Origin of the sequence: Polaromonas vacuolata, from assembly GCF_012584515.1 — a bacterium.
Classification (GTDB): Bacteria; Pseudomonadota; Gammaproteobacteria; order Burkholderiales; family Burkholderiaceae_C; genus Polaromonas; species Polaromonas vacuolata.
On sequence record NZ_CP051461.1, the window covers coordinates 2,228,823 to 2,245,513 of the forward strand.

Genomic DNA, 16,691 nt, shown 5'->3' on the forward strand with positions numbered 1-16,691 from the left:
TAACTACATCGGCATACAAATGTTTCTCGGTCTCGACCTCGGCACGTCCGAACTTAAAGCGCTGCTGCTTTCCGATCAGCAACAAGTCATAACCACAGCGGGTTCGCCATTGACAGTACAGCGCCCCCAGACGCTATGGTCTGAGCAAAACCCGGCCGACTGGTGGCAGGCGCTAGAAACAGTGATGACGCAACTCAAGCGCGAGCATCCCGAAACACTGTCGCAAATAAAAGCAATTGGCTTGGCCGGTCAAATGCATGGTGCGGTGTTGCTGGGCGCTAAGCAAGAAGTACTGCGTCCCGCTATTTTGTGGAACGACGGACGTAGCGCTAGCCAATGCGAGCAACTCACCCGCGCCTTACCCGAACTCAGCGACATTACTGGCAACCTCGCCATGCCTGGCTTTACCGCGCCCAAACTATTGTGGGTGCGCGAACACGAGCGCGATATTTTTGATAAAACGCAACTCGTCTTGCTACCTAAAGACTGGCTTAGGTTAAAACTCTCCGGCGTTGCGGTCAGTGATATGTCCGACGCTTCGGGCACGCTTTGGCTCGATGTGGGTGGACGGTGCTGGAGCGAAAAGCTGCTCAAAGCCAGCGGACTGACGCTTGGGCACATGCCGCGCTTGGTCGAAGGCAATCAAGTCTCAGGAAAACTTTTACCCGAGCTAGCTGAGCGCTGGGGTTTGTCCAAGGACGTGTTGATAGCTGGTGGCGCTGGTGACAACGCGGCCAGTGCCGTAGGAATGGGCTTAGTAAAGGCCGGTCAGGGCTTTGTTTCGCTGGGGACATCGGGGGTTATCTTTGTGACGACCGACAAATTCTCACCCAACCCTGCGCATGCCATGCACGCGTTTTGTCATGCTTTGCCGGGGCGCTGGCATCAAATGTCGGTGATGCTGTCAGCCGCCAGCGCACTAACTTGGGCGGCTCGCAACTTTGGTTTCGCCGACGAGTCGGCTTTGATTGCCGCCGCCGCAACCTGCCGTCTTGAAGCGCGCGCCAAAGCGCCAATTTTCTTGCCCTATTTGTCGGGCGAGCGGACGCCGCACAACAACGCCGATGCGCAAGCGCTTCTGTTTGGGCTGTCAAACGTGCACGAGCGTAGCGACATCGCCTATGCGGTGTTAGAAGGGATAACTCTGGGCCTGCTCGACGGTTTCAAGACATTGAGCTTGCCTGCGTCGAGCGCAGTGTCAGAGCTATCCATAGTGGGCGGCGGCTCGCGCAGTACTGTGTGGGCGCAGATGCTGGCCGATGCGTTGGGTGTTCCCCTGACCACGCACGAAGCCAGTAGCGCGGGAGCAGCCTTGGGCGCTGCGCGCCTGGGCTGTCTGGCTGCGGGCGGCACAGAATTAGATGTCTGCAGCGTGCCTTTCATTACCCAACGCTTTGAGCCCCGCGCTGATGAACATCAAAGACTGCAAGCACGCCACCTGCGATATCGCAGCTTGTACCTAGCCATTCGTCATCAATACGTAGCGGCATAACTTGGTTAATTCGCCAACAATATAAATGAATAGCGTTAAATGACAGCACAAACTTGGAATGCACAGGTCGCCACTGCGGGCGAGGCACTGATTGACCTGATTGGCGATGCAGATGGGCGCTTTAAGCCTTGTCTGGGTGGCGCAGTCTTCAACTTGACACGAGCACTAGCCCGTCAGGGTGTGCAAACGCTTTACCTAAACCCACTCTCCCGTGACCGGTTTGGCCGGCAACTGGCGGCGGCTTTAGAAAACGATGGTGTGTGTTTAGCCGTCCCGGCGGCAGTGCAGCAAGTGACTTCTTTGGCCGTCGTCAATGTCGATAGCAAAGGCCAACCTGATTACGCTTTTTATCGCGAAGGCGTGGCGGACCGGGAATGCAGCGCGAACGACCTAATACACGCTTGCACGCAAGCAAAAGCCTTGTCTATGGTGTGCTCAGGCGCGCTCGCGCTGTCGCCAAACGACGCTGATATCTATTTGCCATGGCTGGCGTCTCAGTACGATGCCGGGAAAGCTGTGGTGATCGATGCCAACTTGCGGCCATCAGTTATGCCTGACCTTGAAAGCTATCAGCAGCATGTTTTACGGGTCTTGCAATATGCCGACATCATTAAGGCTAGTGATGAAGACCTGGCTTGCCTAAACCTTCCCGGCGCGAACGTCATCGAGCGAGCCAGTCATTTATTGCAATACAGCCGAGCGCATTTTGTAGCGCTGACCTGCGGCGCTGAAGGCGCTGCTTTGCTCACCCGTCAGGGTCAAGTTTTTTATGCCCGAGAGATGCAGAAAATTGAAGTGACCGATACCGTAGGGGCGGGCGATTGCTTTCTGGCGGGGCTGCTGGCGAGTGTGCTTGAGCTAGCTCTACCGCGTGCCTGGGGATCGACTGCCGTGGACACTCAACAAGCCCACTCTGTGCTGCAAAACGCTGTTGCTAGCGCCAGTATTTGCGTGATGCGTCAAGGTTGTGAGCCACCAAGGCGCGAGGAAGTGCTAGAGCGTTTGGCGCACAACACAATAAACCACGACGCACTTATTTTTTCAGCAATCTGAAAGATAGCTATTGCTTGAGAATTTTTCACCGATTCTTGCTTGGCATTAAGGAGCAAATAAGTGCAGTGTCGATTGGAAAAAAGGTAAGCAATTCAAGTGACACTGAAGCGAGCAACTATTATTTTGATAACGCATTAAGTCACCACAAAGTCAGCAAGCCAAGCGATTTGGCCCAAGTGCTGCGCTTTATCAAAATAGCAGCGGTCTGCAGTGACAAATATGGCGCCGGGTGTTTCAAGCGCCAGCGCGTGGTACAGACTGTCAAACAGGTGATGTTTGAGGTGGGTGGCCAGTGCGACGGCCCGCGCGTAAAACATTGGGCTTTCAACTGTGCGGCGCTCTATGGCGATCAAATCCAGTAGATCATCCTGGGCCTCATCAGGTTTGGAGCGCGCCAATACAGCTGCGACCTCAGCAATAAAGTGCACAGGCTGAAGCAATTGGATACGGCCGAGGACAGCCGCTTCAAAGATGGACAGAGCTATTTCGCTATGGTCTTGTACCGAAGAGTCAAAAAGAAATCACTTAAGGACTACGCTAGCATCAGCGACAACAATCACGTCCGACCTTCTTCACGGGCAGCACGAAAATCCGCCTCGTCATACTTGGAGCGTGTTTTCTGCGCTCTAGGATTCGCAAGTAAGCGGCCTGACTATTGGTTTTTTGATGCGCGCGTTCTACCGCCTCACGCATCAAATCTGCAATGACAGCACTCTTGTTTTGCCCCTCAAAGGTGGCGTTAAATGCCGCGTTAAATGCCGCTTTAACATCGTCAGGGACACTGAAATTGACGGTTGACATGGAAAACCTTTAGTTGTTGAAAACTTCAACAACATTTTGTGCGCAGCAACATCACTAGCCAAGCGCCGCCGTTAAACACCATCAGATACGGGAAATTAGCCGTCACCAATAGCCGCTTTAAAGTCGGCCTTGCGCTTGGCCCTTGTCTACGATTTCCAAGCAAAATCTTAAGCATGCCAGCGAAAAGTTTTGTTTAAGACCTGCGTTGGGCGTCAACAAGCGCTGCGGTCGGGGAGATTTTTCTTGGCATACTCTGGGTACGTTTCATAGACAAAAGTAAAAAAGTGGCTCTGGACTGGGCTAAAAAATCCAAACGCCAGATTCAAAAAAATATGAATGATTTAGTTAAAAAAATGCACTTTAGAGCCGCCATAGATTGGATAGGCAGCGAAGGCTTCATACTGCTAAAGCGGCGACTTGCAGCAACAGCACACTGGCAGCTAACCAAGCGTTTAACGTTGATGCGCTCAGTTTTAAAGCCCTTTCCCCCGCCAACCCCAGCACCCAGCGCCGCAGCTTGCTTGGTGTGCGAAGCAATATTTGAAAGTAACGTTTAAATGGAGTATTTGGGCAAACCTGAGGCCGGCTGGCGACTGCGCCTGCACAGGGTTATTTTTGAAGCCGACACCCACGCTGGTCGCTTGTTTGATCAGTGGCTGATTGTCATCATATTGGTCAGCATCGCAGCAGTCGTGATAGACAGCGTGAACGGTTTAGGCGACGACTACCGCACTACCTTTGCCGCAATGGAGTGGCTGTTCACCGTTATTTTCACCTTGGAATATCTCGCCCGCCTAACTTGTGTGCGTCATCCTCTTCGCTATGCGAGAAGCTTTTTCGGCGTCATAGACCTGCTGGCTTTGTTGCCCACCTATGTAGCCTTGATAGCGCCGGAGATGCATGCGCTGATTGATGTACGGGTACTGCGCTTGCTGCGTGTTTTCCGGGTATTTAAACTCACCGCCTATGTCACGGAATATCAGTCTTTAGGCCGAGCATTAGCCGCGAGTAGGCGCAAAATTTTGGTTTTCTTGTTTGCCGTACTGATGATTGTTCTGGTGTTGGGAACCGTGATGTATGTAGTCGAGGGCCCTGCCAATGGCTTTTCCAGCATCCCCACTTCGGTGTATTGGGCTATCACCACTATGACTACAGTGGGCTATGGCGACATCATTCCCAAAACAGATCTAGGGCGCTTGATCGCGTCAATGATGATGCTATTGGGTTGGGGAACGTTGGCAGTTCCTACAGGAATAGTTACGGCTGAAATCAGTGCCGACAGATTTCTCAAAGCCGCAAAAAACCGCTCCTGTGAGGAGTGCCAAACTGACGGCCATCAAATGAATGCAAACTTCTGCATGCACTGCGGATCACCATTACCGCCCTACTCCAAACAAAGTCTTGAAAATACTGACTCATGACGTGCAGTAACAGCCACTTATTGGTGGCGGCACAGACTGAGTCCGTGCCGACCTAAGACACGGGCCTGCGTTAATCCATATGTCCACACAAGAGGCAATTTAATCTTTGGCGGATTCAAGCTTGAAGTGCAACCGTATGCTGATAGGACTCTAACTGTTCCATAAAAACCTGATGCGGCGTTCGATACCCTAAACATTTTCTAGGACGATGATTGAGCCTGTGCATCGCTAAAGCAATGTCATCGTCGGTGATGCAATTAAAGCGCATCCCCTTTGGGAAAAACTGGCGAATCAAACCGTTCATATTCTCGTTTGCCCCACGCTCCCACGAGGCGTATGGATGGGCGAAAAAGAAATCTGCACTCAGCGCAGAAGCTATTCGTTCATGCTGAGAAAATTCCTTGCCGTTATCTGTCGTGAGTGTGTGCACGCAATGAGCGAATGGTTTAAGTAAAGTGATTAACGCGTCCCCTACGGCTTGCGCTGTTTTGAATGGCACGTGGAAAATTATTGAATACCGAGAGACACGCTCGTTAATCGTCACTAGGGCTTGCTTCTGCCCGGCACCAATCACCAGATCAGCCTCCCAGTCGCCAAAGCGCGCACGCTCAAGCACGATGGCGGGTCGCAGTTCTATTGAGACCTGGCGAGAGATGGTGCCGCGCCGTTCACGGCCGCTGCTGCGTTTTTTTCGCGTCTTCTGGCAACGCAGTGTTTTATGCAAGCTGCCGCCCGCGCGTTTGTCAGCGTAGATGTACTGGTAAATGCTCTCATAGCTAACACCGGGTTGGCATCGAGCTTCGAGGTGGCCGCTGATTTGTTCGGGGCTCCAAGCCTCAGCCAACTTTTCCTCCACTACAGCCCATGTCGAGTCAGCAACTCTAGGACTATTGGCGCAGGCAAGTCTACGTTCTTGGGCTTTGTCATTTGCCTGCTTAGGGCGATAGCCTCGTAGACCGCGGTTACGACGCAACTCACGGCTGATGCTCGATTTATCACGGTCCATCATTTTTGCAATTTCACTTTGATTGAAGTTTGCTTTGACGAGGATTGCAATCTGGTAACGTTCGTCACGGGTGAGGTGTGTGTAAATCATTCTGGGCAACTTTGACTTGGTAGTCGGGAAGCTTGGATGCTCTCACATCTCACCCACCCGTACGGTTAATTTCAAAGTTGCACTTCAGACTTGAATCCGCGTTTTAAAAAATTAAAAAAGACGTTCAGTAAATGCTTGAATTCATCACGGTTTAAAAAACTTTGAAGATAAATTCATGCGTAAATATCTCAGCGAAAAGTTTAGAAGGCAAGCTGATAACGGTGAATTATTTGCAATCAGATAGCAGACAAAATAAGCCGTACTGTTAGCACCCGAAGGTTCACTTCAATAGCATTTCAAAGTTTTCTATGACTGACTAGATTAGCCAATTCAAGTTTAAATATCTGTCCCACCTACTTTTAGATGACTTAGCTATCCATTTGTTTGAAACAGTCCAAAGAGCGTCAATTTCTACAACGCTAGGCGTCTGCAGTCAACACGCTAGAAATTCTCAGACATTGCTTTGAAAGCAACAATTGCTAAGAAAAAATTCACTCGACTACACGAAAAAAATATAACACTACAGGGTTAAAAACAGTGAAGTTGAGTGGCAACACCAAAACACAATTCCCGATACTATGTGTCGTAATATTTATTTCAATTCATCATCTAAAAGGTCATTATGTCAACTGTAAAACACTGTCTAGATCGGAAACCAAAAACGATTGTTTCGGTTCCCCCGCACGATAAAGTTGTTAAAGCCCTAGAGCTAATGCGCGATAAGCGCGTGCGTTCCATATTGGTTTTAGAGGACGAAAAACTCGTTGGCATAGTCTCTCAGGGCGACTGCGCCATAAAGGTACTGTTACCTGGAGCGAATGCAGCAGAAACAAGCATTGAGTCTGTAATGACACGCAAACTTATTACCGTCAAACTTGAGGATACCCTTGAGTCATGCATGGCAACAATGGTGAAACTCCACATACGGCATTTACCTGTGATTGACGCCGGGACAGTCATTGGAGTCGTTTCTATTGGTGACATCGTAAAAGAAATTTTAAGTCTGCAGGGCAATCAAATTGATTTCTTAGAAACCTTCATTAAGGGCCACGAAGGCAATTAAATTGCAGTGAAAGCCAAGTACTAACTTGGCTTAGATCGTTGTCACGGTCCCTACCAAAGTGAGCTGTGCCGAAGAATTATTTGTAATCGTGGGTTAAAAATTTATGACGAATTCAGACTCAAATTGCAACCACGAACCGACTAAGCCTTCACTACACAACAACAGTTAAATAAACGTTTTCTATCCCAAGTATTTTTTGGGAAAGAAAATTTAATTTATATGTCTAAAAAAATATCTACCGCATTAGCTGTCATGCAATAAAAAGTCTGATTTTTAAAAAAAGTTACAGATCTAGACATTCGTTCAGAATTAACTTCAAGTTTTCACAAGCTAGGTGGGTAAGGAAAAAAGCCTATCCAAAAAGCATCTCCACTTGGCACAACCTAGTTAGCATATATCCATTAGAAACATACGGCTTTTGCTACTTATGCTTTTGCTACTTATGCTTTTGTTATTGCATTTGATAGGTTTTGTAGTGCTAGCCAAAAAGCTGCACTTATCAGTGCGCGACTTGCTACCCAAAAGCGCGTGGGCACTTGACAACAAATTTCACTGCCAACACAAGCACCTTAAAAAGCGCATGACTGCAGCGCAAGCAGACGTTAACTCAAAGATCACTGACCTACTCCACAGAACACCTGATTTGCCGTTTACTCATTTAAACCAAGGCTGACAAGCATTCACTCAAAAACTATCAACTAATTTTGGGCATTCAACATACCAACAGTAGCAAAGGTATCCACGTCGCCGACTACGCTGAAATGGGCAGTTTCTAGATGTGCTGAACGAGTTTTATCGGTTGTTCGCTAGAGAAAAATTTAGGCTAAGTTTTTTTATGCGTGGAATTAATTTATAAAAATTAATCAAAACAGTCGTCTTGGCCAGATCTAAAACCTAAGCCGCGCAAAACGATTAAGAATACATTTCGTACCGCTTGAGCTTTCATTTCGGATTTTTTGCTCACAACCATCTATGACAATATTGTTAAATATTCCACAAAGATTTTTAGTGCGATATTTGCAAAATAGTGTGGGTCTTAGAGCGCACTTATTTATCAAATTTAGGGAGCTGTGTCTGTCTATACAGATAATTGATCCGATTGACAGCTAAGACTGCCGATTAAAAGCAACAACCCGCGATAGCCAGTAACTGCCAGGGCCAACTAATGCTCCGCCACAAGAGCTGCGCTTGGACAAGACGCACGCAGGAAGAGTCAACAAGTCAATTTAAAGCGGAAATTAAAAAGCCCCGCGCTATCAATTAAGTAGCTACAGGGCTAGTGCCTAGAAGGCATATGTTTGGCTCCTCGACCTGGGCTCGAACCAGGGACCTACGGATTAACAGTCCGGCGCTCTACCAACTGAGCTATCGAGGAATATAGTCTCATATTATAGCTTGGCTTTTTAAACCTTTTTAAAAAAATCTCATGTTATTGAGAAAGCTTTTATGAAATGTCTATCAACTACATTTAACGAAATAGTTCATAAAAATCTGATGATTTCAGTGAAGCAATCTGTGTAGCGAAGAGGATAGTTTAACAGCACAAATACGCCTTACCAGCGATTGACTCGCTAATATTTTCATAGCACGCGGCAGGAAAATACCATGCAGTGGTGTATCGAGGTGCGGCCTCAGCTAACATGACTTATGCAACACCTTACACAAAGCCTATTGGTAAAGACATAAGCGATGACACAAACACAACGCTCGCTGACCTGGCTTGAAGCGGGGGATGCGTTTCCGCCGTTGGAGTCAGCATGGGGCGAGCAAGATCCCGCACCCGGCCTGCTAGCGGCAAACGGAAATCTTGACACCAACACGCTGCTTGACGCTTATTCTCAAGGCATATTTCCTTGGTTCAACAATGAGCAGCCTGTGTTGTGGTGGAGTCCCAATCCGCGCATGGTGCTAGAGACAAAAAACTTTAAACTGCACCGTTCTTTGCGCCAGAGCATTAAACATTTTCGGGACACGCCCGACTGCGAAATACGCTTCGATAGCGCCTTTGAACGCGTCATCAAAGCCTGCTCAACAGCGCCGCGTGCCGGCCAAGGTGGCACTTGGATTGTTGATTCCATGGTTAAAGCCTATATTGACTTGCATAAGGCCGGACATGCGCATAGTGTGGAGACTTGGGTAAACGGTGAACTCGTTGGTGGCCTATATTGTATTAACTTGGGACGCATGGTGTTTGGTGAGTCGATGTTTGCCAACCAAACCGATGCCTCAAAAATTGCACTAGCTGCGCTTGTCGCTTTTTGTAAAGTCAACGCTGTGAGCATGATAGATTGTCAGCAAAACACTGGCCACTTAGCCTCGTTGGGCGCAGCAGAGATTGAGCGCACTCAGTTTGTCCAGCATTTGCAGCGTAACGCCAAAGAGGCCAGTCCTATGTGGGATTTTCAAACTCTATACTGGAATGAATTGTTGACCGTCTAAAGTCTGATTTTAAGATGACAAATCTCAAAGACGCACCACCCAATACACTGCAAAATCTGCAGTTTTATGCCACCGCCCCCTACCCGTGCAGTTACCTGCCAGACCGGCAAGCTCGCTCACAAGTAGCGACACCCAGCCACCTGATCAACAACAGCGCGTACTCGGAACTGGTCACCACTGGTTTTCGCCGCAGTGGCATGTTTACTTACCGTCCTTACTGCGAAGGCTGCCAAGCCTGTGTGCCGCTGCGCATACCGGTGATGCAATTCAAGCCTGATCGCAGCCAGCGTAGAGCCTGGCGCAAGCATCAATCCTTACAGGCGGTGGTGCGAACGCTGAGCTTTGTGTCTGAGCATTACCAGCTCTATTTGCAATACCAAAGCAGCCGCCATCCTGGTGGCGGAATGGATCAAGACAGCGTCGACCAATACACGCAGTTTTTATTGCAGAGTCGGGTCAACTCTAGACTGGTGGAGTTTCGCGAAATATTGCCGAGTGGCCAGGCTGGTGCAGTGAAAATGGTCTCCCTTGTCGATGTACTGGAAGACGGTATCTCAGCGGTCTACACCTTTTATGCCCCAGAAGCAGGCATGAGCTACGGCAGTTATGGCGTTTTGTGGCAAATTGAGCAGGCTAAACAGTTAACTCTGCCCTATGTCTATTTAGGTTATTGGATAGAGCAAAGCCCGAAAATGAATTACAAAGCCGACTTTAAACCCAACCAAATTCTGAGTAACGGCCAATGGGTGACGCGCTAGCAAGTCTATGCCCGGCGCTTTAAAAAGAGTTCACCCAATGAGGCTGCATTTCACAGAGTAAAATTTCATGCAGAAAGTCTGCATATGAAAAAAACTGACAGCGCGTTAAACGCCAAGCCCACCGTTCAAGTCATTGAACGAATTTTCACCTTATTAGAGATAATGGCCGACCGGGAAGAGGCAATGACACTCAAGGAGATAAGTGAGAAATCCGGCCTGCACCCATCGACTACTCACCGCATTCTCAACGACCTAGCCATAGGCCGATTTGTCGACAGGCCTGTGGCGGGCAACTACCGCTTGGGTATGCGCTTATTAGAGCTAGGTAATCTGGTCAAAGCTAGACTTAATGTGCGCGACGCGGCCTTGCTACCGATGCGAGAGCTGCACAGACTGACCCAACAACCCGTTAACTTAAGCATGCGTCAGGGTGACGAGATCATTTATGTTGAGCGCGCTTACAGCGAGCGCTCTGGTATGCAGGTTGTTCGTGCCATTGGTGGTAGAGCTCCGCTGCACCTGACCTCAGTCGGTAAACTATTTTTAGCCTTTGACGATCCACATCGCCTACAAACCTACGCCAGCCGCACTGGCTTACCCGGTCAGACGCGCAACAGCATCACGCAGTTACCCGTTTTAGAGCGCGAGCTGTCTAAAGCTAGGCAATACGGAATTGCACGCGACAACGAAGAGCTAGAGATGGGTGTGCGCTGCATGGCCGCGGGTATTTACGACGATCAAAATAAGCTAATTGCAGGCTTGTCTATCTCAGCGCCAGCGGACAGACTCGAAGAGCATTGGCTTGACAAACTGCAAGCCACGGCAAACGAAATATCAGCAGCCTTAGGCTACAAGTCAAGGGGGTAATAAAAAAGCCGGTCACTGACCGGCTTTTTTATTAAAAGGCTAAGAATTCGTCAGACCGCTAGTCGATTACTTGATTGAAGCACTTAAGTTGTACTTACGGTCTATCGCCGGGTTACTCTCAACCCAGCGGCGCACGCGCTCTGCATCCCCGATACGGCTTAGCTTGCCAGCCGAGTCGAGAAACACCATGATCAATTTTCTACCCGCAATTTTTGTTTGCATCACCAAACACTGGCCGGCTTCATTGATAAAGCCGGTTTTTTGTAAACCTATATCCCACTGCGGATTTTTCACCAGCCGATTGGTGTTGTTGTATTGAAGCGTGCGCTTTCCGAGTGCCACTTCATAGCCGGGAGAAGTAGTCAACTCGCGCATGGTGGCGTCGCCATGCGCAGTATTGACCAAGGTGGCCAAGTCTTGCGCGCTGGACTGATTTAGGCTGGAAAGACCCGTCGGCTCAACATACCGGGTATCAAGCATACCCAGCAGTTTTGCCTTAGCGTTCATATTGTTAACAAACACCGTCATTCCGCCCGGGAAGGTACGACCCAAGGCATGCGCAGCACGGTTTTCACTGGACATCAGCGCCAAATGCAGCATCTCTGCACGCGACAAGGTAGCACCAACACTTAGTCTTGAGCGACTATTTTTTTCTGTGTCCACATCATCTTGAGTGATGGTGATCATTTCATCCATATTTAACTTCGCACCAACAACTATGACACCCGTCATGAGTTTGGTCAGTGAAGCAATAGGAAGAACGGCATGGTCATTTTTACTGAACAACACTTCGCGTGTATCTTGATCAATGACCAGCGCCACGCTGGACTTCAGATCTAGTGGATCTGGAGAATTATGCAGACCAGCCATTTGGCCAAACGACTGCACAGCCGGCACAACCGCGTGGGCCACAACTGTTCGGCGCTTGGCGCTTACTACAGTGCTGACGCGCTTTTTGGCACTTACTTTTTTCTGTGAAGCTGTTTTGCTATGGTGTGAACTTTTAGCAGCAGCGCTACTAGCAGTTGTCGCCTGTGCGAAAGGTGTTAGCAAAGCTGTCAATAGCGTCAGAAAGCCAGCGGTTTTCAGGACGTGATTGAGAATTTTGATAGGCATGATGGTGTTTCGGCGTTGGAAGAGCTTGACAGATGTTAAAAAAGTAAAAAAGTACAACACTAAAAGTGTTGCGATTGTCTTACGGATTAATACTTAAAGGACATCTTATCAGTCAATTCACAAATCACACCACAATGCCAGTCCAAGCTATTGAATTTAAACAACTTTTTTTCAATGCTGGGACAGGTCAAAGCGGCGTTAAAAACAAACGTCAATATCAGCCCTGTGCAGCTACGCGATCGGCTTTACTTTGCAACTTGTTCAGCGCACTTAAATAGGCTTTTGCTGACGCCACAACAATGTCAGGATCTGCACCCGTGCCATTGACTACTCGACCACTGTTTTGCAGCCGCACTGTGACTTCGCCCTGACTTTCAGTAGAGCCACTTATAGCGTTGACCGAATACAGCACCATTTCAGCACCGCTCTTGACATGCATCTCTATGGCTTTGAGGGAGGCGTCAACCGGTCCATTCCCATCTGACTGCCCAGTGACTTCTTTGCCGTCAACCGCAAACACCACGGTTGCTTGTGGTCGCTCGCCAGTCTCGCTGTGCTGCGACAAAGATACAAACGTGTACTGCTCCTTACCTTGGGCAACGGTCTCGCTGCTTACTAAAGCCAAAATATCTTCGTCGAAAATCTCGCTTTTGCGATCAGCCAATTCCTTAAAACGTGCAAAAGCGCTGTTGATATCGGCTTCGCTCTCCATCACAACGCCTAAATCCTGCAACCGCTGCTTAAAAGCGTTGCGACCGCTGAGTTTGCCGAGCACGATTTTATTGGCGCTCCAACCAACATCTTCAGCACGCATGATTTCGTAGGTGTCGCGCGCTTTGAGCACACCGTCTTGATGAATACCTGAGGCATGGGCAAACGCATTAGCACCGACAACCGCCTTGTTCGGCTGCACCACAAAACCAGTGGTCTGACTGACCATGCGGCTGGTGGCCAAGATGTGTTTTGTCTCTATCCCAAGCTCGAGGCCAAAATAGTCTTTGCGTGTTTTGATCGCCATCACCACTTCTTCGAGCGAACAGTTACCGGCGCGCTCGCCCAGACCGTTGATAGTGCACTCGACTTGGCGTGCGCCGCCAATCATCACGCCGGCCAATGAATTGGCAACGGCCATACCTAAATCGTTGTGACAGTGAACCGACCAGACCGCTTTGTCGCTGTTAGGAATGCGCTCGCGCAAGTTCTTGAGGAAATTGCCATACAACTCGGGAATCGCATAGCCCACCGTATCGGGCACGTTGATGGTGGTCGCGCCTTCTTTGATGACGGCTTCAAGCACGCGACACAGAAAATCGGGGTCTGAGCGATAGCCGTCTTCCGGACTGAATTCAATGTCATCCATTAAGTTACGTGCAAATCGCACAGAAGACTTAGCCTGCTCGAACACTTGGTCAGGCGTCATGCGCAGTTTTTTCTCCATGTGCAGCGCACTAGTGGCTAAAAATAGATGCAGACGTCCAGATTTTGCTGGCTTGAGCGCTTCAGCCGCACGCGATATATCGCGATCATTGGCGCGAGCCAAAGAGCAGACTGTGGCGTCTTTAATCGCCTCAGAAATAGCTTTAACGCATTCAAAGTCACCGTTTGAGCTGGCTGCAAAACCGGCTTCAATGATGTCGACCTTTAGGCGTTCGAGCTGGCGTGCAATACGCAATTTTTCGTCCCGCGTCATTGAGGCGCCGGGCGACTGCTCTCCATCACGCAAGGTCGTGTCAAATATGATTAATTTATCCGTCATACAGTCTCCTTTGAAGTTGTCAGTATCTGGGCTCTGTGCAGACCAGACAAGATGGCCTTGAACGAGGCCGAAACAATATTCGCATCCATGCCGACGCCAAACAGCGTCAACTCACCAATACGCATTTCAAGATAAGCCACGGCCTGTACATGCGCACCAGCGCCTATGGCGTGCTCACGGTAATCGAGTACGCGTAACGATTGACCGGTAGCTTTAGACAAACCTTCAACAAACGCATCTATAGGTCCAGTGCCCTGACCTTGAATGCTCAAATTAGTGTCGTCAATACAAATATCCGCGCTCACCCAGACAAGCTCATCGCTGTCTTCGGCTTTAGTGATTTTATGCACTGGCGCTGCGATGCTTCGCAGACTGAACTCTTGTTCGAACAAAGCATGTAGATTTTTAGCGGAAAGCTCTTTCCCATTCGCATCTGTCACGCCTTGTACGACTTGGCTGAACTCAATTTGCAGACGGCGCGGTAGTTCAAGGCCGAACTCACTCTCCAGCAGATAAGCGATACCGCCCTTGCCAGACTGACTATTAACGCGGATCACGGCTTCGTAGCTACGACCTAAATCTTTAGGGTCGAGTGGCAAGTAGGGCATATCCCAAATATCGCCTTCGCGGCGTGCCGCAAACGCTTTTTTAATCGCATCTTGGTGCGAGCCAGAAAACGAGGTATAGACCAAGTCACCAGCGTAAGGGTGACGCGGGTGCACGGGCAATTGATTGCAGTATTCGACAGTGCGGCGAATCTCATCAATGTCAGAAAAATCCAGCCCTGGGTCTACGCCTTGGCTATACATGTTCAGCGCGACGTTAACGATGTCCATGTTACCGGTGCGCTCGCCGTTGCCAAACAAACAGCCTTCAAGGCGGTCAGCGCCAGCCATGACGGCAAACTCGCCGGCAGCGGTGCCAGTGCCGCGGTCATTGTGCGGATGAACCGACAAAACAATCGCGTCTCGTCTGTCGAGTTCGCGGTGCATCCACTCAATCATGTCAGCAAAGATATTCGGCGTACTATGCTCTACCGTCGAAGGCAAATTGATGATGCATTTGTGGCTAGGCGTAGGCTGCCAAACCTCGGTAACTGCATCGACCACACGTTTAGAAAACGCCAATTCAGTGCCGGAGAACATCTCGGGCGAGTACTCAAATGTCCAATGGGTATCGGTTTGCAGGGCAGACAATTCTTTGACCAATCGGGCCTGACCGGTAGCGAGCTCAACTATGCCGTCTTGATCCATGCCCAGCACGACTCGGCGCATCACCGGTGCGGTCGCGTTATACAAATGCACAATCGCTTTTTTCGCGCCTTGCAGACCTTCAAAAGTGCGGCGAATCAATGACTCCCTAGCTTGGGTGAGAACCTGAATCGTCACATCATCAGGAACCAAGTTGTCATCAATCAGCTTGCGTAAAAAATCAAACTCGACCTGAGATGCGGAAGGAAAACCGACTTCAATCTCTTTAAAACCGATCGCCACCAAGGTCTTGAACATGCGCAGTTTTCGCTCTATGTCCATGGGCTCGATAAGCGCTTGGTTGCCATCGCGTAAATCCACACTGCACCAAATTGGCGGGCGTGTGAGCTGAACATCGGGCCACGTGCGGTTAGTCAGCGGCACGGGTGCAAAAGCGCGGTATTTGCTAGCGGGGTTTTTCAACATCATAGTAAAAGTCAGTCTCTTGAACGAATCGGTTAAAGGGTGTGGTCCCTGCAGTCCTGGCAAAAAAAAAGCCCGCTGCAGGTGCAAACGGGCTGATGGAAAGTTTCGCGCGTGCGCTACTGTCTCCGCCCATTGGCCGGTAGTAGTAGCGATAAAAGCAGAAAGTTCATAAAGAACAATATAGCACAGTTTATTTGTGTAGCCCGCGCTCTTCGGGCTCATCGGTCGAAGTAGAGATCACGCTGGTTTGTTGACCCTTAAATTTTCGCCACGCATAAATGGCGTAACCAGAAAACCCATAGCCAATAAAGAGGCAAAAAATCACTGTAGGCGGGTGAATGTTAATAACCGCTATGCCCAGTGCTATCAAAACAATCACGACGAAGGGCACGCTGCGCTTCATGCTTACATCTTTAAAGCTATAAAACGGCACATTGGTAACCATAGACAGGCCAGCAAACAGCATCAAACCAAAGGTATACCAGCGCACTTCAAAGCCAGTTGCGCCGTAATCCGTTACCAGCCAAATAAAGCCAGCGACCAAAGCCGCTGCGGCAGGCGATGGTAGACCTTGGAAAAAGCGTTTATCAACCACGGCAGTGTTGACGTTAAAACGCGCCAGGCGCAGCGCAGCGCAGGCGCAGTAAACAAAAGCACCAATCCAACCCCAACGGCCAAGACTGGTCAAAGCCCAGACATAAGCGATTAATGCAGGCGCAGCGCCAAAGGAAACCATGTCAGACAAAGAGTCCATTTGCTCGCCGAAAGCACTCTGAGTATTGGTCATACGGGCCACACGGCCATCCAAACTATCCAGCACCATGGCACAAAACACGCCAATGGCGGCTTGATCGAAACGGCCATTCATGGCCATCACAATTGCATAAAAACCACCAAATAAAGCGGCGAGCGTGAATAAATTGGGAAGAATGTAAATGCCTTTACGGCGCTTTCGAATCACAACGCCGTCGGCGCCCGGATCGGTGTCTTCACCATCATGCATAAAAGAAATCTCCTGTGGCGCAGCTGCTGCGCACAAATTTAGGTGCAACTACACATAAGCATAACAAAGCCAAAATGCAATTTTAGAAAATAAAAAAGCCGCGCAAATGCCTTGCGCGGCTAGTGGCCAAAGCCTATCGGCTAGAAAAAC

The 16,691-nt window shown here is 49.4% G+C and carries 14 protein-coding genes and 1 tRNA gene; 7 read left to right on the plus strand and 8 right to left on the minus strand.

The window, feature by feature from the left end; all coding sequences use genetic code 11:
* Window positions 1-19: 19 nt before the first annotated feature.
* Together xylB and HC248_RS10155 are read left to right on the plus strand one after the other, a co-directional pair.
* The gene (xylB, locus tag HC248_RS10150) at window positions 20-1,492 is read left to right on the plus strand and encodes a xylulokinase (RefSeq protein WP_168922371.1); all 1,473 of its coding nucleotides are present in this window, start codon (window positions 20-22) and stop codon (window positions 1,490-1,492) included.
* Window positions 1,493-1,531: 39 nt separating this feature from the next.
* The gene (locus HC248_RS10155; protein WP_168922372.1) at window positions 1,532-2,545 is read left to right on the plus strand and encodes a PfkB family carbohydrate kinase; all 1,014 of its coding nucleotides are present in this window, start codon (window positions 1,532-1,534) and stop codon (window positions 2,543-2,545) included.
* A 134-nt stretch (window positions 2,546-2,679) separates the two neighbouring features.
* Here HC248_RS10155 and HC248_RS10160 read toward each other — a convergent pair whose 3' ends face one another.
* Both HC248_RS10160 and HC248_RS10165 read right to left on the minus strand, forming a co-directional pair.
* A complete protein-coding gene (locus HC248_RS10160) occupies window positions 2,680-3,030 on the minus strand; it encodes a PIN domain-containing protein (RefSeq protein ID WP_337778975.1) in 351 nt (116 codons plus the stop codon).
* Between the two features lie 58 nt (window positions 3,031-3,088).
* Window positions 3,089-3,346 carry a hypothetical protein gene (locus HC248_RS10165; protein ID WP_202882366.1) on the minus strand — a complete coding sequence of 86 codons (258 nt, stop codon included), beginning with the start codon at window positions 3,344-3,346 and terminating at the stop codon, window positions 3,089-3,091.
* 557 nt (window positions 3,347-3,903) lie between these two features.
* Between HC248_RS10165 and HC248_RS10170 the strand changes: the two genes are divergently transcribed.
* Window positions 3,904-4,767, plus strand: a complete 864-nt coding sequence (locus HC248_RS10170; RefSeq protein ID WP_168922373.1) for an ion transporter — start codon at window positions 3,904-3,906, stop codon at window positions 4,765-4,767.
* A 115-nt stretch (window positions 4,768-4,882) separates the two neighbouring features.
* Here the strand turns inward: HC248_RS10170 and HC248_RS10175 are convergent, their stop codons facing one another.
* Complete coding sequence (locus tag HC248_RS10175) at window positions 4,883-5,863, minus strand: IS30 family transposase (protein ID WP_168920958.1); 981 nt, start codon at window positions 5,861-5,863, stop codon at window positions 4,883-4,885.
* Window positions 5,864-6,485: 622 nt separating this feature from the next.
* On the opposite strand from HC248_RS10175, the gene HC248_RS10180 reads away from it, so the two are divergent.
* Window positions 6,486-6,926, plus strand: a complete 441-nt coding sequence (locus HC248_RS10180; RefSeq protein WP_168922374.1) for a CBS domain-containing protein — start codon at window positions 6,486-6,488, stop codon at window positions 6,924-6,926.
* A gap of 1,299 nt (window positions 6,927-8,225) precedes the next feature.
* Here the strand turns inward: HC248_RS10180 and HC248_RS10185 are convergent.
* Window positions 8,226-8,301 (minus strand) — tRNA-Asn (locus HC248_RS10185).
* 314 nt (window positions 8,302-8,615) lie between these two features.
* On the opposite strand from HC248_RS10185, the gene aat reads away from it, so the two are divergent.
* The 3 genes from aat (at window position 8,616) to HC248_RS10200 (ending at window position 10,990) form a co-directional block, all read left to right on the plus strand.
* Window positions 8,616-9,365 (plus strand): leucyl/phenylalanyl-tRNA--protein transferase, encoded by a 750-nt coding sequence (gene aat, locus HC248_RS10190; protein ID WP_168922375.1) that lies wholly within the window; start codon window positions 8,616-8,618, stop codon window positions 9,363-9,365.
* A gap of 14 nt (window positions 9,366-9,379) precedes the next feature.
* Window positions 9,380-10,123, plus strand: a complete 744-nt coding sequence (locus HC248_RS10195; protein ID WP_168922376.1) for an arginyltransferase — start codon at window positions 9,380-9,382, stop codon at window positions 10,121-10,123.
* An 84-nt stretch (window positions 10,124-10,207) separates the two neighbouring features.
* On the plus strand, window positions 10,208-10,990 hold the full coding sequence (locus HC248_RS10200; RefSeq protein WP_168922377.1) for an IclR family transcriptional regulator: 783 nt from the start codon (window positions 10,208-10,210) through the stop codon (window positions 10,988-10,990).
* Between the two features lie 66 nt (window positions 10,991-11,056).
* On the opposite strand, the gene HC248_RS10205 is transcribed toward HC248_RS10200, so the two are convergent.
* The 4 genes from HC248_RS10205 to pssA form a co-directional block, all read right to left on the minus strand.
* A complete protein-coding gene (locus tag HC248_RS10205) occupies window positions 11,057-12,106 on the minus strand; it encodes a serine hydrolase (protein WP_168922378.1) in 1,050 nt (349 codons plus the stop codon).
* A gap of 217 nt (window positions 12,107-12,323) precedes the next feature.
* Window positions 12,324-13,862 carry a 2-isopropylmalate synthase gene (locus HC248_RS10210; RefSeq protein ID WP_168922379.1) on the minus strand — a complete coding sequence of 513 codons (1,539 nt, stop codon included), beginning with the start codon at window positions 13,860-13,862 and terminating at the stop codon, window positions 12,324-12,326.
* A complete protein-coding gene (leuA, locus tag HC248_RS10215; protein ID WP_168923781.1) occupies window positions 13,859-15,538 on the minus strand; it encodes a 2-isopropylmalate synthase in 1,680 nt (559 codons plus the stop codon). Before leuA ends, HC248_RS10210 begins: the two co-directional genes overlap by 4 nt.
* Before the next feature lie 190 nt (window positions 15,539-15,728).
* Window positions 15,729-16,541, minus strand: a complete 813-nt coding sequence (pssA, locus tag HC248_RS10220) for a CDP-diacylglycerol--serine O-phosphatidyltransferase (protein ID WP_168922380.1) — start codon at window positions 16,539-16,541, stop codon at window positions 15,729-15,731.
* Window positions 16,542-16,691 lie beyond the last annotated feature (150 nt).

Bases quoted from the DNA above. Each gene is read 5' to 3' on its own strand.
- xylB (WP_168922371.1), top strand. From the start codon at position 20: ATGTTTCTCGGTCTCGACCTCGGCACGTCCGAACTTAAAGCGCTGCTG.
- HC248_RS10155 (WP_168922372.1), top strand. From the start codon at position 1,532: ATGACAGCACAAACTTGGAATGCACAGGTCGCCACTGCGGGCGAGGCA.
- HC248_RS10165 (WP_202882366.1), bottom strand. From the start codon at position 3,346: ATGTCAACCGTCAATTTCAGTGTCCCTGACGATGTTAAAGCGGCATTT.
- HC248_RS10170 (WP_168922373.1), top strand. From the start codon at position 3,904: ATGGAGTATTTGGGCAAACCTGAGGCCGGCTGGCGACTGCGCCTGCAC.
- HC248_RS10175 (WP_168920958.1), bottom strand. From the start codon at position 5,863: ATGATTTACACACACCTCACCCGTGACGAACGTTACCAGATTGCAATC.
- HC248_RS10180 (WP_168922374.1), top strand. From the start codon at position 6,486: ATGTCAACTGTAAAACACTGTCTAGATCGGAAACCAAAAACGATTGTT.
- aat (WP_168922375.1), top strand. From the start codon at position 8,616: ATGACACAAACACAACGCTCGCTGACCTGGCTTGAAGCGGGGGATGCG.
- HC248_RS10195 (WP_168922376.1), top strand. From the start codon at position 9,380: ATGACAAATCTCAAAGACGCACCACCCAATACACTGCAAAATCTGCAG.
- HC248_RS10200 (WP_168922377.1), top strand. From the start codon at position 10,208: ATGAAAAAAACTGACAGCGCGTTAAACGCCAAGCCCACCGTTCAAGTC.
- HC248_RS10205 (WP_168922378.1), bottom strand. From the start codon at position 12,106: ATGCCTATCAAAATTCTCAATCACGTCCTGAAAACCGCTGGCTTTCTG.
- HC248_RS10210 (WP_168922379.1), bottom strand. From the start codon at position 13,862: ATGACGGATAAATTAATCATATTTGACACGACCTTGCGTGATGGAGAG.
- leuA (WP_168923781.1), bottom strand. From the start codon at position 15,538: ATGTTGAAAAACCCCGCTAGCAAATACCGCGCTTTTGCACCCGTGCCG.
- pssA (WP_168922380.1), bottom strand. From the start codon at position 16,541: ATGCATGATGGTGAAGACACCGATCCGGGCGCCGACGGCGTTGTGATT.